This is a genomic window from Endozoicomonas sp. YOMI1, assembly GCF_024606345.1.
Lineage (GTDB): Bacteria > Pseudomonadota > Gammaproteobacteria > Pseudomonadales > Endozoicomonadaceae > Endozoicomonas.
Window position 1 is genome coordinate 1 of the sequence record NZ_JAHHPM010000162.1, and the last position, 16094, is coordinate 16094.

Consider the following 16094-nt stretch of genomic DNA (forward strand, 5'->3'; position numbering starts at 1 on the left):
TTTTTAGACCAATTTATCGCAACCGCAGTAGGGCAGCCTATTCTCGGACAGCCTCTTAGGGACCGTGTGAACGAGAAGGGTTAGAAGGTATAACCAATTGTTCCGGTAATCGTACCTTTACGCAGAACGTTGTCGGCATCGCCACCCCAGGTCACTTTGGCCATCATATCGTCATATTTGGCGGTCAGACCCATATTGATCCTCTTTTCGCCTTCTTCGAAGCGGCCAGTCTTATGGGAATTGCCGTTTACATCATGAGTAAACCGGAAAGTCGACTCCAGGTTAAGGCCTTGTATTGCGACATCATTCCAGTTGGCACCAACCATTACGTTGTAGCCCCAGCTGTTACGGTCGAGACGTTCTTCCTCATTGATTCCTGATTCAGCGCCCTTTCCCAAGATGCGGCCATAGTATTCATCATTCAGACCAGCTACTTGCTCAAACGCAGCTTCAGCAACAACGTACATCAGATCAGTGCCTAAAACGGCTCCAAATGGTTGGATGACAGATAAGGAGGCATCCCACATCGGTGTCCGTTCGATATTCTGATACCATTGGTCAGCTTTGACGGTTTTTCCCGTAGCTTGAGAAATATTAACATCATTGCCAAGTGCAAAGTCTCTGATACCAAGAACACCGCTACCAAGAATGTCATCCGGGTGATCAATCCAGATTGGTGCATTTTCTCTATAGGTGATTTCACCGGCAATTTGTGTGTAGCCCCAGACTTTAGTATTAAAACTGGCACCCCAGAGTTTAATGTCTTCTGGGTAAATTACTCGGGCATCCACACCATTTTGTAGCATATACATTGCTGCCAAGCCCTTCTGTACCGCCTGTCGATTGGTATTGGTTGGATCAGCGTTGATAGCATCAAGGAAGGTCTCAACTGTTGCGTTAGGAGATTCACCTACTGCAGAAGTGATACCGGAAATATTTAAGCCGCCGAGAGCAGACGCTTGAGTAACTTTTGCTTCAAAAAATGGAATGCTTGAGTGGTAATTAGCGTAGTAAATTGCAAATTCGGTGTTTGGTAGTGACTCAGGGGTAAAGGTGAACTTCATGCCCCACTGGCCAGAGTCGCTTGCATCGACTACACCACCGACATTAGCAACTTTTCCGTAGTCACCAAATGTAGCAATATTTGCGCCGTTTTCACCCAGGGCAGCAGCTAACAGAGAGTCGTAACCTGCGGTTCCAATAGTGTTCAGTCCGAATCTCGACAGTTCATAGTAGGCAAAGTCAGAGCCAGGAACAAAGAGATCTGCGCCAGAGCCGTAAGTGCCACGTCCTGACATAATCGAACCTTCCCAGTCATATTGGGCAAAAGCTGACAGTTTCATTTCATCATTGAACTGGAGGTCTGCCATCAGCATCCCCTGGGCAATGTTCAGATCACCATCAGAGCCAGGAAGGGTAGAGAGTGCAACATCATAGGCGTTCAAATCTCTCATACCACCGGCGTAGAAAATAGATTCACCCCAGTTATGGGTCTGATCACCCAGTTTAACACTGAGTTTCTGACCGCCATCAAATGTCCAGTCACCGTATAAATAAGCACTTTGTAACTTGGCTCCCCGTCCTTGATTATCTTTTACTGCATCAGACCAGCCGTTAAATGTTCCAGCTTCATCGTCGAAGCCTTTGGCAACATCAGCAGCGTTATTGGACTCCCACTTGTTACTTCCATTCATCAGTACATGGTCGTAATAAGCAGTAGCACGACCAAAGAAACCGTAGTTATCTTTTTTCAAGTCCAGCTCAGAAGTCAGTTTGAGAGCCTTGATAACAAAGCCTTTATCAAAAGAACGATCACCATCGTTTTCGTTTTGCTCAGCACCATCCGGCGTTTCATAACCTTTAAGATCATACTTGGCACCCAGGGTGATGGTAGTATTGATGGTTCCCTGTACCTCACCATCCATAGCCTCAAACTCAAAAGCCTGGGCAGAAGCAGAGAAGAGCAATGTTCCGGATAAAACAAAACCAGCGGTTGCAGGTGCGAGCTGCAGTCGTTTCTGTGGTGTCAACATGAGGAGGTGTGTCCTTGCCGTTTTATTATTAGAGTTATTTTTTTCACCAATTGGGCATTTTAACGACGCTGTAGCACTGGTAACCCGGATTCCTTTACAGCCCTGGAGCTTCTGGCAATAGTCCCCACTATCACCGGTTACCTCGCCATATTTTGAACCGCAGTTGGTTATATATACGACGATGTTTAGAAAATACCCTTGGTATTATTTTTATTGTTTTGCGTTTCGGCCTGTCTATTTGTACTAAAGAGCATATTGGTATGCAAGAAATTTATACCCTGTCTTGTTATTTCCTCTTTAATCCTTTTCCCGCAGTTTTTCAGGGTTTTTCTTCCTGTCAGATTCCACCTCTGTCACAGATGAATTTTTTGACTTCTCTGGGAAGATCGAGGTCCTTAATGCTTCTGCGGACTGGGAAGCTCAGTTCGGAACGTATGATGGCACGGCATGAGTTCTGAAGTTTTGGCATAGTTTCTGACTTGCTTATAAGCTTATCCAATAAACTCATTAGATTCTGCGCTGATTCTATCTCCTCAGGCGTGCAACCGGACTCTGTTTTTGCTTGTAGATCTGAATGATCTTTTATTACTTTTCTCAGGTATTTCAGGTATGTTTGCTGGATTTTGGTGTGTTTTATTGAGTTTGTTGATTCAACCAGAAGGGTCTCTAGCATTAATTCTAATGGTTCAACGAATTCTGCTATCTCTGTAGTATCAATAGTCATTGGGTCGGCACCGCTTTCCAGCAGTGTTTGAATCATTGATTTTCTGACTTTTGCGATTTCTTTAACATCCTTGCCTTCATAAAGTAATGTAAATCTTAATGGCGTCATCCTCTTGCACTCGCCCTTGTAGGACCAGGGCCCGGTAGTCATGTTGGGGTTGGCGTTATGAAGTAACAGGGCTTCCAGCAGATCTGATTGTCCGGCTTTTGCAGCCATATGAAGCGGCGTCATGCTATTACCGTGATGACCGGCATCGGGAGTGGCTCCTTGTTCAAGCAGCTTAAAGCAAAGAGCCCACTCCTCCCGTTGTGAGGCGATGGTCAGTAATGTTTGCTGCCCGGAATTGCCGTTATCAAGTAATTCATCCTTGCAGGGGTAGGCTTTATCAAGAAAATAAATCAGGTCCCTGGTGCTGGTTGCCAGCATGGTATCAATGAATAGCTTATCTCTGGGTTTTAAAACCTGTATTTTAACCAGAGAATTCAGGTATTCTATTTCGTTGCTGTTTGCAGGTTCTTCTGAACAAAACACGGCTTTTCCTGTTACCTCTTTTTTGGGAGAATTATTGGCTTCAGTAATCTGATATTTGAACTTCATTGTTCTAGTGTTGACTACCAGTCTATCCCCGTCTTTCATTTCACTTCTGAACATGGGAAAAACGCTTGAGGGAATTATTATCCTGGCTTTCTTGGTTCTAAAGTATTCCCAGGTGTTTTTGTCAATGGAATAGTCTGTAATGGATGACTCAAAAGTATTAGTTTTAGTCATATAGAGGTTAGGGGGGTCATAGATAGCCCTAACTGATTCACCGTAGAGAAGAACGGTTCCCGAGTCTGTTTTATCTGGGGAGAGTTCACTGCCGTCGGATGCTAATCGTTTACGGACAGAATGTTTATCATGAGATCCAAAAACCCTGTCGACGGAGTCAGAGATGAATATGGGTTTTGTTATGTCCATACTGGTAACAGAGTCTTATTCGGTCATTCAGTGAATGATCAGATAGTGCCATGTATATCTAATCACCAAACTGTTTAGGCCATAAATCTGTAACAAAGTTCCGTAACTTTTTTTCTTATTGTGGCGTTGATATCTGATTGTCATCAACCCTTCATTTTCGCTATGGTATACGCCTGATAAATTTAATAAAAACTTTATGTTTCAGGCCTGCTTATGCGTACCTTATGTTTTTTGCTGTCTTTGCTGATATCTACCCATGCATCTTCATGGTCCAACCACACTCTGGTAACTCACCAGCTGCTGGCGACACTTCCGCAGGTTCGGGATGCTGCACCGGTGGAAGTTGAAAGCCTGGAAAGCTTCCTGCTGGCTAATGAGCAGGCGCTGGAAGCGTTTCTGGATCAGCAGGAGCAGTGGATGCAGAAAAATTTATGGCACTATGCGCCACGTCCGCAAGATCTGGCCTTCAAGGCGACGGGAAGCAAAGACGATATTCGTACCCGCTTTGCCCATGGGATTCGTGTGAATCCAAATACCAAATGGCCTCTGTATCTGCAGCTTCTTCCCGGGGAAAAACGAGCGTCTCCGCCCATTAAGCCTCAGTCAGTCAGCACTCTGAAGAGTTTTGATCATCTGGTTTCTGTGCAGTTGGTTCAGCTACAACCGGGGGATAAGGCTTCAGCCATCGATATCGTCACAACGGCGGCGGATGAACCGGATCATGGACTGGATATAGGCTTGTTTACCGACAGCAATACCGACTATGGCAAGATTTATGGGTTTGGTAAGCAGCCCTTCGGTAACCCAAACCTGGAGTATGGCACACAGGCACCTTTCCACATGGGCTTTTACCATGAGTCTTCGCTTCTTTATGCCCTGGGTGGTTTTTTGAAGCAGACTTATCCGGAGTATCGAATCCAGTCGTTTAAGCAGCTTTCCGAGTTTGCCTTCAGGCAGGGGCATGATTACTGGGGATGGCGTTTTATGGGATGGGGGCTGCACTATCTGAGTGATTTTTCCAACCCTTATCATGTGATGCCGGTACCGGGTAATAATACCATGACAACCCTGTGGGTTGGCTTAAAGAACCTTATTGGTTTTCCGGAAGGTCAGAAACAGGCGATCCAACTGGCATCGAACCGGCACACGGTCCTTGAAGATTTTCAAAGTCAGGTGATGAGTCAGGCTTATGAAGAGAAAAACCTGCAACACCCGACCATTCAGGCACTAACGAGGCAAACAGCAGCCAGAGTTTATGAGGATGATCATATTGTCACAGTCATTTCTCAGCAGGCTTATGATAAAGCACACGATATTCACAAGGTGCTGGAGCAGACCATGCCGAAAAAATACGTTGATGATCCAGCGGTGGAATATTCTGAACTGAATGCCAAATCTTCGTTGCAGGCGACGGTGTTAAAGACTTCTGGTGAGGATGGCTATAACAAGTTGATAGCTATTATTACCGATTTGCTGGGTGGGTTTTCTGAGAATGGCGCTTCCTATGTTGAGGCTATTCTATCTGTCAACACACTCCAGAAAGATCAGGCCAGAGTGGATTGAGTCGGCAGATGTTTATCCAGATCACATATTGAAAAAAGCTGCTTAATTCAGTGCCTGTGTCTACTTGACTACTCAGATTGGATATGACTATGAAACCTGATTTATCTTTATCAAATACTGATGCAACATGGTATTTATTCCAAAAATACGGAGAACAAACTACTTCTCCCGTATTGCCTCGCGTGAACATCGATTCATCTGACTTAACACGGGCACCTCAAAGTATCGGGCTGCAGCGACGCTCTGGAATTGAAGTACATACCCAATCTTGCTTGCCTTCCTTGCGCAGTCTGCTGCCCAAATCTTTTCGATTGCATTTAGACCTTAGAGAAAATGATCGCCAGATTGATACCCACCGGAATGACTTTAAATCTTAAGGCGCTCAGGATAATCCGTTAGAGGCTTATGAGCGCAACAAAGCGACATTCAGATTTCTGGAATCCAATACAAATGATAACCTTGGGGTACCCATATCCAGGCATAATAACAGAAGATACACCACGCTACAGACTAATCTTGAAGAACAAACACAGAAAATAGGGAAAGCAAATTTCAGAAGAGTAAAGAAACTGTTATTAGGTATCTCCAGTATAAGCTTGAAACTCAGATATTTATTAAAACTACTTTAAGCGAACGAGTTCCGGAGTTTCCAGGATGGTGTATTGTATTTGGGACTGGCATAAAGGCAGCTTGAGCCTTGGATCATAACAACGATTGTTGCGCTCGGTGCGGTTTTAATCAAGAGTTATCCACAGGTCATTCAATGGTTTGATCAATGAATCTGTTGATGACTAACGATTGGGCTATATAACCAGAATTAGTTATTTACTTTTATCTATCAAAAAATAAGCCCGGCACTTGCCGGGCTTATTTTTTTAAGTTGGTTGGTGTTGAGAGGGCAGTCTTAGACCTGTTTCCTCATCAGTGACGGGTTTCACTGGCGGGGAGAATGTTGGGGTGATCCAGCCAGTCTTCAGGGTTGTCATCAATGGTATCTATGGCTTCTGCTTCTTCAAGCTCTCCTCGTGTCGCCAGCACAGCCAGCTCTTTGGCAAATTTTTGCAGCAGGTTAATGACATCATCACGATTAGTATTCAGGCTTTCATCAATTTCAATACTGAACAGAGGAGAGGCATCATCAGCAAGCTCATCCTCTTCCTTGCGAACAAGGACCATGTGCAGGCCGGAAAACTCGTCATCACTGACTTCGGCCAGTTTAAAGGTAATAGACTGTGCTTCTCGAAGAATAGACAGCAGTTTCAGGGCTTCGGCAGCACTAAGATCTCCGGCATCTACACGGGCTTCCACATACTCTCTGGCAGAAAGGCCAGAGGCAATGTAGTTATCTACCAGATCTTGAATACTCTTGTACTTGTTTTGGCTCATAGACCCTCCTGAAAGCTGTTTCAGCGGATACCTGACCAGAAATTTGTCAGGCGCAAGGCCAGATTCACCAGAGCCAGGATGCGTTCTCAATTAGCCATGAGACCTGTACTTCAAACGTGTATTCAGGCATGGCCGACTAAGCAGGATATGATGGCCATTTGTCTAATTGAGAATGTCCTCTCACTCTGATTCCTGTTTCCAGTGTACCTGATTAGCGATGAATGTATAGGGAATAATACTGATGAAGTTAAAGTGATATGACTATAGTCTCGTGGTCAAATTGGCTGGAGCCTTCACAGGTCAGCTGTTTTTTTCTCTCTGAGCTGATTTATCAGGCTCTTTCGTTTGGATGGTGCTTTCAACCGTTGGGGCGCTTGTTACCAAAGTATGAACTTGTACAGACATAACCTGAACCTTTTGCCAGGCCTCAAGGCGTTACTCGATACTCAAAGTGTTTCCCTGGCTGCGAAGCAGATGCATGTTACCCAGTCCGCAATGAGCCGGACGCTGGCTCAATTGCGTGAAGCCCTGAATGATCCGATTCTGGTCAGGCAGGGAAATCATATCTTTCTCTCTGAAAAAGCGCTGGCTTTGAAAGACGATGTGAATCGAGTGGTGACTGAAGCCAGCACCATATTTGAGAATCAGCAGTTTGACCCCTGGATTACCGAAAAAAACTTTACCATTGCCGGGACTTACATTGTTCTTGAGCAAATACTGCCGCAAATCCTTCACCAGTTCTGGAAACAGGCACCTCATTTTAATTTTGAACTGTTACAGTTCAGCCCGCAGCTGGATAAAAAGCTGGAGGCCGGTCAGGTCGACCTGGTGCTTGGGTATGTTGGCAAACCGCCTGCCGGTTTCAGTTATGAGCTATTAATGGAGGATAGTATCTGTGCCTTGGTGCATGAGGATCATCCCCTCGTTGATCAAGCGATGACCATTGAAGATCTTGAGCAGTACCCGGTGATTCGCCACTCTTCATGGATGGGAAGTCCTCATTTCATCAGGGATTACCTGGAAGGTCTCAGTGAGAATATTCGTGTGGTTGCGAAAACACCCAATCTGCCCATCGGTTTGCAGCTGGTAAAAGACACCCGTCATATTCTGATCACTATGGAGAAAGCGGCTCGTTACAATACTTATGTACAGAATATGACGATGAAAACCCTGCCCGGTAAACCTCCCAGAGTCAGCTATTATGTAGTGTGGCCGGAGTACTGGGAGCATAACCGGGCGCACCGCTGGTTCAGGGAGTTCATCATTAACGCTTTCGTCTCAAGTTGAAGGAGATGGACAGGCAGTATGCCCTGATCAATGGTGAAGCGGGTGTGCTGACTCACTGATCGCAGTGTTAAGTCAGGCCGTTGATATACCCAGAGGATTTTGCACCCCCCACGCAGAGCGAGGTGTGCATTGCATGGGTATTAGCGCTTTTCTGGCCTGGTGAATCAATAGCTGCTGGCATCAGTATTGGACGTTGTATCAATACATCTCAATGCGACCACATCATGGAGTTTCTCAACCTGGGTAATCAGAAGGTGCGCCGGGCGGGGGCTGGAAACGGTCATGGATAACTCAATTTTGCCACCGCAGTGGGAAGGCGTCATGCTCATGGTGTTCAGAGTAAAGCCCCGGTGTCTGATGACTCTGAGTATCCGCTCCAATACGTCAGGCTGTTTATGGCATTGCATCTGTAACTGGAAACTCATGAGTGTTGCTCCAACATTTCATGGTTAGCGGCTCCCGGTGGCACCAGGGGCCATACGTTTTCCGTGGCATCGATGCGTACATGAAGCAACCATGGGCCACTCACACTCAACATCTCGTCCATGGCTGACGTTACCTCGTCGCGATGGGTTATGGTTCTGCCGCCAATACCAAAGGCATTGGCCAGGGTAATAAAGTCGGGATTATCGGAAAGATCGGTTTCGCAGTAACGGCCCTGATAAAATAGCGCCTGCCACTGGCGAACCATGCCCAGCTTCTGGTTATCCAGCAGTACTATTTTAATCGGTAACTGTCTTCTTTTTATGGTGTTCAGCTCTTGAACATTCATCATAAATGAACCATCACCCGATACCAGAATAACTGTGTCATCCGGTCGTGCCATGGCAGCGCCGATGGCTGCAGGCAGGCCAAAGCCCATGGTACCCAGACCGCCACTGGTCAAATGGTTACGGGTGTGTTGAAAAGCCATATGCTGGGCAACCCACATTTGATGCTGCCCAACATCACAGCTGATGATGGCATTATCAGGCAATTGCCGGGATAGCTGGTTGAGCAGATGGGGCGCATAAATCGCTTCACCGGGTTTGTCGTATCGCCATTGATGTTCTTCTTTGAGTTGCTGACAGTGTCCAGGCCAGTGGTTGACGGGCAAAGCGATGGACAGCTCTTTCAGTACCCACGGCATGGGCTGATGAAAAACGACATGAGCCGCTCTGCGCTTGTGCACTTCTGCCGGGTCAATGTCGATGTGAATAACTTTCGCATCAGGGGCAAACGTGTCCAGCTTGCCAGTCACCCGGTCATCGAAACGGGCACCCACAACAATTAATAAGTCACACAATTGTACTGCGGTGTTCGCTGCCCGGTTGCCATGCATCCCCAGCATGCCAAGATAAGCATCGTTGTCAGGAGGCACAGTACCAAGGCCTTTTAACGTGCAGACACTGGGCAGACCGGTCATTTGCAGAAAATGACGCAACGCTTGTGTAGCACGAGCCATATTCACACCGCCACCGATATAGGCGATGGGGCGGGAAGCTGACCGCATGAGTTCCAGCGCTTGATCAACGCTGTTATGGGCATCCTTGTCAGGGTGGAAACCGTCCAAGACCGGGTCGGGAGGTGGGTGCCAGCTGGCGGGGGCCTGTTGTATATCTTTGGGAATATCCACAAGGACAGGCCCCGGTCGTCCGGAGTTGGCCAGAGTGAATGCCTGATGAAGGGTTTGGCAAAGCAGGTTTGGCTCTGTTACCAGGAAACTGTGCTTGGTGCAGGCCATGGACAGCCCCAGGATATCAATCTCCTGAAAGGCATCGGTACCCATAGCACTGGTTGGTACCTGGCCGGTAATGGCAACAATGGGGACAGAGTCCATCATGGCATCTGCCAGCGCAGTAATCAGGTTCGTTGCGCCAGGGCCTGAAGTGGCAATACAGACACCGGTACGCTGGCTTGAGCGGGCATAGCCAATGGCGGCGAAACCGGCTCCCTGCTCATGGCGGCAGAGCAGGTGCCCAACAGTGGAGTCGAGAAGGGCGTCATACACCGGCATAATGGTGCCGCCGGGATAACCAAAAACAGTATCAACACCGTGGTGAACCAGGGTTTGTACGATTGCTTCAGCGCCATTCATATCGATGATCCCCCGACTGCCAGATGCTGAGGGGAATCGCTGCAGATAGAATGACAGGCAGGATAATGACGGATAGAACAATCAGGTTAAGCATGGCTTTTCTCCTCAATCAGGTATAAAAAAACCCCCGGACCTTTCGGTGCGGGGGTTTTGTATCAGCTGTTTGTTCAGCCCACAAAGCCACCCGCGGCGATAATAATCACCACGATTAGAATGACTGGTTGGCTCAGGGCTTTAGGCATCATAGGTTTGTCAGTTTTAAATGTTTAACGTACAGGTTTTATAGCACAGCATTATTTGCAGTGCCAGAAACTCGGTATCCGAGTCATTTAAAATGGCTGATGGCTCTATTATCAATACTCAGCAGGATAGCTAAATACGGTATTGCCTCCGTTTACCCGCCCTTTAAAATGACCTGCATTTCAGAGGCATGATTATCATGAAGGTCACTATGAAAGACCAGGTCGGCATTAAACCCACTTTTCTGGATGTTGATAACCTCCGGCAGCAGTTTCCCCTGTTGTCGCAGACAGTGCATGGCCATCCGCTGGTATACCTGGACAATGCGGCAACCACACAGAAGCCGGTGTCGGTCATTGAGTCGCTAGACCGCTATTATCGGGAGCAGAATGCCAATGTGCATCGGGCAGCGCACTTCCTGAGTGCCTGCACGACCCATGGGTTTGAAGCCGCCAGAGAAACCACCCGCCACTTCATTAATGCCCGTTTTGCGCAAGAGATTATCTGGACCCGGGGAGCGACTGAAGCCATCAATCTGGTGGCCAGCAGCTGGGGACGAAGCCAGCTAAAGGCTGGCGATGAGATTATCCTGAGCCGCCTTGAACACCATGCCAATATCGTTCCCTGGCAACTGCTGACTGAAGTAACCGGGGCAACCATCAGGGTGGTTGAGCTGGATGATGCTGGCAATCTGGATATTCAACAGTTGCAGCAATTGCTATCGGATAACACCAGGCTGGTGGCAGTGACTCATACATCCAATGCCATTGGTACGATCACCCCCATTAAAGAGGTTATTGAGCTTGCCCATAATGCCGGTGCCCTGGCCCTGGTGGACGGCTCTCAGGCTGTTGCCCACCAGAAAGTCGATGTCCAGGCTTTGGGGGCCGACTTTTATGTGTTTTCCGGCCATAAGGTCTATGGCCCTACGGGAATCGGTGTGCTGTACGGGCGAAGGGAGCTATTGGAAAACATGCCTCCCTGGCAGGGCGGTGGTGAGATGATTGAGCATGTCAGCTTTTCAGGCACCCGCTTTAATCGACTGCCGTTCAAATTTGAGGCAGGAACCCCCAATATTGCTGGTGCTATTGGTTTAGGCAAAGCGCTGGAGTTTTTAGCAGATATTGATTTTGCCGCCATGCATGCCCATGAACATCAGCTGCGTCAGCTGGTGGAGGAGGGATTAAGCCAGATAAGCGGTATCCGTCTGGTTGGACAGGCAGATCAGAAAGCACCCGTAGTGTCGTTTGTCTCCAGTGAGCACCACAATCAGGACATCGGGCTGATGCTTGATCAACAGGGGATTGCCGTGAGAACCGGACATCATTGTGCCATGCCCTTGATGGAGGGCCTGAACCTCCATGGAACGGTCAGAGCTTCTTTTGCCCTCTATAACACCGCAGATGAGGCCAGAGCTTTTGTTGTTGCCATGGAAAAGCTCCACCATTTGCCGCTGTATGAAGCTCACCCTGAAATGAAAAGTGATAAGGGTAAAGAGCCGGGCCATGCGCAGGCAATGATCAGTGAAGCAACCGACCTGCCAGAGATCTTTGGTCAGCAGGCTCCGGACCTTGCCAGGATAACTGAGCGGTTGAATGGGCTTTCCGCCTGGCAGGAACGTTATCGCCAGATCATGCTGCTGGGCAAAGAGCTGCCTGTGCTGTCAGGTGAATGGAAAAGCGATGACGCCCGGCTGCAGGGTTGTGAAAGCAATGTCTGGCTCCATTATCACTATGATGATGAAACCATGCGCCTGTACTTTATTGCTGACTCCGATGCGAGAGTAATCCGGGGGCTGATAGCGATTGTTCTGGCTGTATTCTCAGCGAAAACATCGGCAGAGATTGAACAGGAAGATATTGACCTGTGGTTCCATGAGTTGGATCTGTTCAATCATTTGAGCCCATCCAGAGGCAATGGGCTTAAAGCGATTGTCAGGGAGATTCAGGCGGTTGCTTATCGCTATCGTTAAGCTGGGCTCTGTCCATTTTTGATCGAACTTAATCCTGACCCGGGGCGACAGATAATACAACTGACTTATATAGAAAAAAGACATCAGATTCATTATTTTGCTGAAATTAAACAAGGGTAAAATGAATGGACTCTATTCCCTCTTTTCGCTCAAATGTTAATAGCCCAAATAGTGATAACGGGATCTGGCGGAGGATTACTCCGGTACGGAAATCTGTAGTAAAAGCTGGAGGGCAAGTTACGTTCAGGTTTTCTCAGATTAAGGGAAAATGGCTGGAAAATATGATCTGGGACAGCCCGCCGCGATTAGGTTGTTGTTGGGCACTGTCTTTGAATTGGTTAAAACATCGTGCCAGGGGTACCTCGCTATTTCATGAAATCTATGATGGCCCTCAAAAAGTGGAAATCAATCCGGAAGCCTTTGAGAAGATAAGGGCTTTGCAAGTTCTGCTGACTATTGGGTTGGAGCTGGAACTGAAATCCTGGCTGGAACGGTTTATTCAGGATGCCGAGCGGCAGCTGAGCGAGCTGTTGGCATTCGATGTGGGAGAGTGATCATTTACACCTTAGTTGCATACTTCTGTCTGAAGAGCCGGGATTAATCAGCCTTGGCCAATTTCTCAATAATTCGCGCAGCAGCAACAAAACCGAAGGTAGCAGTCACTGCGGTGGCCGCGCCAAAACCACTGGCGCAGTCCATTTTCATTGAGCCTTCACCTGTTGGTTTGGTCTGACAGACGGTGCCATCAGCCTGTGGATAAACGGCCTGCTCAGTGGAAAACACACAGTCTACACCAAACTTTCGTTTGGTATTTTTGCTGAAGCCATGACGGTCACGAAGCTGGTTGCGCACTTTTCTTGCCAGGGGATCGTGCCAGGTTTTGGTCAGATCGGTGATCTGAATCCGGGTGGGGTCCATCTGTCCGCCAGCACCGCCAGTGGTGATGATTTTGATTTTGTGACGTTTGCAGTGAGCGATCAGCGCCGCCTTAACCCGGGAGCTGTCGATGGCATCCAGCACATAGTCAAACTCGCTGGTTATCAGTTCCTGAAGATTATCTTCCGTAACAAAGTCTTCAATGGTCTGACATTCACACTCCGGGTTTATCTGTGCAATGCGTTCGGCAATCACGGCAACTTTCGAGTGACCAATGGTGTCCGTAAGCGCATGCAATTGACGGTTGGTGTTGGTAATACAAATGTCATCCAGATCGATCAGTGTGATGTAACCCACCGCCGTTCTGGCCAAAGCTTCTGCTGACCAGGAGCCAACACCACCGATACCGATGACGCAGACATGGGATTGACGAAGTTTTTCAACAGCACTGTTGCCATATAAGCGGCGGATACCGCCGAACCGGTCATTGAAGCTGTTGCTGGGGGAAGAGGCTGCTGGCATTGGAAACGACTGAGATAAACATTAGCAGTCGATTATACAACTCAAAGTGGCATTATTTTAATCAAATTTTGCCCTGCTGATCGGGGAATAGTTCAGTGTGAATGGAGCGCAGCTTGTGCAAAATTCTCTGGTCACTCTGCCACTTATTATGTTCAATATATGGGAAAAGTCGTCGGGGTTCATCATAGCTATAGTAGGGTTCAAAGATCGCTCCTTTTTTAATCAGCAGGCGGGTGAGTTCATTGTCCACTCCATACCATTGCGCTGCCTTGCAGATAGGCTTGGGACAACCCCTGTTAGGGTCAGCACCATGTTCCAGTAACAACTCTAACTCTTTGACACGACCACGGCTCGCAGCACAGGCTAAAGGAGTGCCCTCCTTTGACTCAGGTGCGATACCTCCATTTGGGTCAGCTCCTGCTTTGAGCAATGTACTAATCACTTCATGACAGTATCGTCCCGAATCGAGCGAAGTGTCCATTACACTGCATAATGATTCAGGTTTATGTGCTAATAGTAATTCGCAGGCCTTTACATTATTGCTGGCAGCACAAAACCCCAGTGCATTCCACCTATTGTCACCATAAAATGAAAAATCTGGCCTTAAATGCGGACTTTCTATTACGTTGTAAAACATATCCACATCAGCACCATTTTCCACAAGCACCGTTACAACTTTTTGAAAATCATGGTAGGCAGCGTAACAAAGTGGGGACCAGCTGCCGGTTGTGGGTGAGTCAAAAACGGTGTTAGGGCTTATTTGATGAGTTTTAATTAACGTATTGATTTGTTCAACATCCTGCGCTTTTACTGCTTGCCATAAATCAAGTGGAATAGGTGCCTTGCTTGGACACTGACTGACCTGTCTGGTGGCGATACTCGGGGCATCGGGTAGGCTTTGTTTTGGCAAACAAGGGGTGGTGTCCGGAAGTGTTTGTACACGGGGATTTTTAGTTTCAGGTAAGACGTGACCTGAAGTGGGGGGGACTTCAGTGGGTGGATAGCTTGTGGGTATTGAGGAAGTAATATTAGGCAAGGGGGTAGACATATTCTCAACCTTTACATCCAGGTGCCTGCCGGACTTAACACTGAGCTACCGGCAACAGCTGCTAAGTTAATCTGGTTACTGCATTCATGAGCAGTCGTGCGGAAAAGCCGTATTTGGCCATTTTTCAGGCTGCTCTTCGTTGATTAAAACCACTATTCGTCTCAAATCAGCATAATAAAGCGGATCAAACCGCACGGTTTCTCGCTACAGTCGGTTAAGGCCGACCTGGCCAGATTCCAGGTGAGCTTATGACTCTATCTTCTTTAGTAAAGTTCCCCAGTAAAACTCCAACGGTACTTTGGGATAAGAGTAATGGCAGTTATTGGGGGTGATCCCTGAGCAGGTCCATTAGCTCATCGTCACCCGTCAACGGGTATCACAATCTTCAATGATCGGGATGTACGTTAATTTTTGCTTTCTTGCATTGATCCGGTCGGTTTGCTCTGATTCTGCGGCAATCACATTTCTCCCATCTATATCTAAAAGAAGTAGTTGGCCAAATGGAATCGTATATTTCTGGCTAAGTGGGCAGTCACCATGCAAGGCACAACGTAGCCAGCATAGCCGTAGCTATGTGACCGGAGTTGTAACGTACACCACCGGGTCAGGGCTAACATGGACATGCACGCAAAACTTTTGATCCGCCTGCTTGATGTCAATCGTGTCAGCGATCCTGTTCACTGGCTGTCCATTATAAGTAACGGTGATCGATTTAATAATCAGTCCAAGGTCCCGTGCAACTCTAACCGTACTCTTGCCGTTGTCCGTCGTTTCCAGGAAGGCCGTTCGAAAATCATCCGAAAGGTAATTGTCTTTATGTTCTATCAAAGTTTCGATAGTTTTCTTATTAGTTATTGAATCCCGTTCAATGATCTCCGGCAGTTCCAGTAGCCACTCCAACGTGTCAAAACTCAGCTTGAACTGATGGGCAATCACATTGCTCATATAGAAATCTTTGGTCTTAACAGCCGCCCCGGTCTTGCGGTTATCTTTAAATGTCCATTTGCGTTGGGTAAAATTGTTAACAAAAAGGTAGTTGGGGCCTGAAGTTTCCGCATCGTAGGAGAAGGATCTGATGTGAGATCTAGTCAGCTTAACAAGTTTATCAAATTCAGTGGCATACTGTGCCTTTAAAGTGGATAGCTGGTTTCGTATCTGCTGGTCCCACCAGATTCTGTTACGGTAATCGCTCAGAGTTTGAACGTCAGCCCTCAGAGTGTTCTCAACCATCCGCTCCCTGAACACTGGTTTTCCGAAGGGATCGTCACAATGTTTCATCTCGGGTATCAGAGCCCCAAGCTGGTGTTTAAACACCCGGAGCAGTTCCGGCCGCTGGCCCTCCTCCTGTTCTGCCAACCGCACAATCCGCCCGTCTGCCGTCATGCCAAGGGTGTTCAGTGGCTCATTGC

13 protein-coding genes are annotated in these 16094 nt (G+C 47.6%); 5 read left to right on the forward strand and 8 right to left on the reverse strand.

The annotated features are described in order from the left end of the window. Window positions 1-80: 80 nt before the first annotated feature. Window positions 81-2033 carry a DUF1302 domain-containing protein gene (locus KDK15_RS05710; protein ID WP_257294402.1) on the reverse strand — a complete coding sequence of 651 codons (1953 nt, stop codon included), beginning with the start codon at window positions 2031-2033 and terminating at the stop codon, window positions 81-83. Between the two features lie 337 nt (window positions 2034-2370). After that, window positions 2371-3408: an ankyrin repeat domain-containing protein gene (locus tag KDK15_RS05715; protein WP_257294403.1), complete on the reverse strand. Its 1038-nt coding sequence runs from the start codon at window positions 3406-3408 to the stop codon at window positions 2371-2373. 519 nt (window positions 3409-3927) lie between these two features. On the opposite strand from KDK15_RS05715, the gene KDK15_RS05720 reads away from it, so the two are divergent. Both KDK15_RS05720 and KDK15_RS05725 read left to right on the forward strand, forming a co-directional pair. Then, on the forward strand, window positions 3928-5277 hold the full coding sequence (locus KDK15_RS05720) for a hypothetical protein (protein ID WP_257294404.1): 1350 nt from the start codon (window positions 3928-3930) through the stop codon (window positions 5275-5277). Window positions 5278-5366: 89 nt separating this feature from the next. Next, window positions 5367-5654, forward strand: coding sequence for a hypothetical protein (locus KDK15_RS05725; RefSeq protein WP_257294405.1), 288 nt, complete (start codon window positions 5367-5369; stop codon window positions 5652-5654). Between the two features lie 544 nt (window positions 5655-6198). Here the strand turns inward: KDK15_RS05725 and KDK15_RS05730 are convergent. Then, window positions 6199-6663: a hypothetical protein gene (locus KDK15_RS05730; protein ID WP_257294406.1), complete on the reverse strand. Its 465-nt coding sequence runs from the start codon at window positions 6661-6663 to the stop codon at window positions 6199-6201. A 387-nt stretch (window positions 6664-7050) separates the two neighbouring features. Between KDK15_RS05730 and KDK15_RS05735 the strand changes: the two genes are divergently transcribed. Next, window positions 7051-7950 (forward strand): LysR family transcriptional regulator, encoded by a 900-nt coding sequence (locus KDK15_RS05735; RefSeq protein ID WP_257294407.1) that lies wholly within the window; start codon window positions 7051-7053, stop codon window positions 7948-7950. A gap of 164 nt (window positions 7951-8114) precedes the next feature. Here KDK15_RS05735 and ilvM read toward each other — a convergent pair whose 3' ends face one another. Next, window positions 8115-8375 carry an acetolactate synthase 2 small subunit gene (gene ilvM, locus KDK15_RS05740; RefSeq protein ID WP_257294408.1) on the reverse strand — a complete coding sequence of 87 codons (261 nt, stop codon included), beginning with the start codon at window positions 8373-8375 and terminating at the stop codon, window positions 8115-8117. After that, window positions 8372-10027 carry an acetolactate synthase 2 catalytic subunit gene (ilvG, locus tag KDK15_RS05745; protein WP_257294409.1) on the reverse strand — a complete coding sequence of 552 codons (1656 nt, stop codon included), beginning with the start codon at window positions 10025-10027 and terminating at the stop codon, window positions 8372-8374. Before ilvG ends, ilvM begins: the two co-directional genes overlap by 4 nt. Before the next feature lie 451 nt (window positions 10028-10478). Between ilvG and KDK15_RS05750 the strand changes: the two genes are divergently transcribed. Together KDK15_RS05750 and KDK15_RS05755 are read left to right on the forward strand one after the other, a co-directional pair. Then, window positions 10479-12239, forward strand: coding sequence for a SufS family cysteine desulfurase (locus tag KDK15_RS05750; RefSeq protein WP_257294410.1), 1761 nt, complete (start codon window positions 10479-10481; stop codon window positions 12237-12239). 329 nt (window positions 12240-12568) lie between these two features. Next, window positions 12569-12793 (forward strand): hypothetical protein, encoded by a 225-nt coding sequence (locus KDK15_RS05755; RefSeq protein ID WP_257294411.1) that lies wholly within the window; start codon window positions 12569-12571, stop codon window positions 12791-12793. 43 nt (window positions 12794-12836) lie between these two features. On the opposite strand, the gene tcdA is transcribed toward KDK15_RS05755, so the two are convergent. The 3 genes from tcdA to KDK15_RS05770 all read right to left on the reverse strand — a co-directional run. Then, window positions 12837-13637 (reverse strand): tRNA cyclic N6-threonylcarbamoyladenosine(37) synthase TcdA, encoded by an 801-nt coding sequence (gene tcdA / locus KDK15_RS05760; protein WP_257294412.1) that lies wholly within the window; start codon window positions 13635-13637, stop codon window positions 12837-12839. 61 nt (window positions 13638-13698) lie between these two features. After that, complete coding sequence (locus KDK15_RS05765) at window positions 13699-14685, reverse strand: ankyrin repeat domain-containing protein (RefSeq protein WP_257294413.1); 987 nt, start codon at window positions 14683-14685, stop codon at window positions 13699-13701. 570 nt (window positions 14686-15255) lie between these two features. Further along, on the reverse strand, window positions 15256-16094 hold an 839-nt coding region (locus KDK15_RS05770), incomplete at its 5' end, for a hypothetical protein (protein ID WP_257294414.1).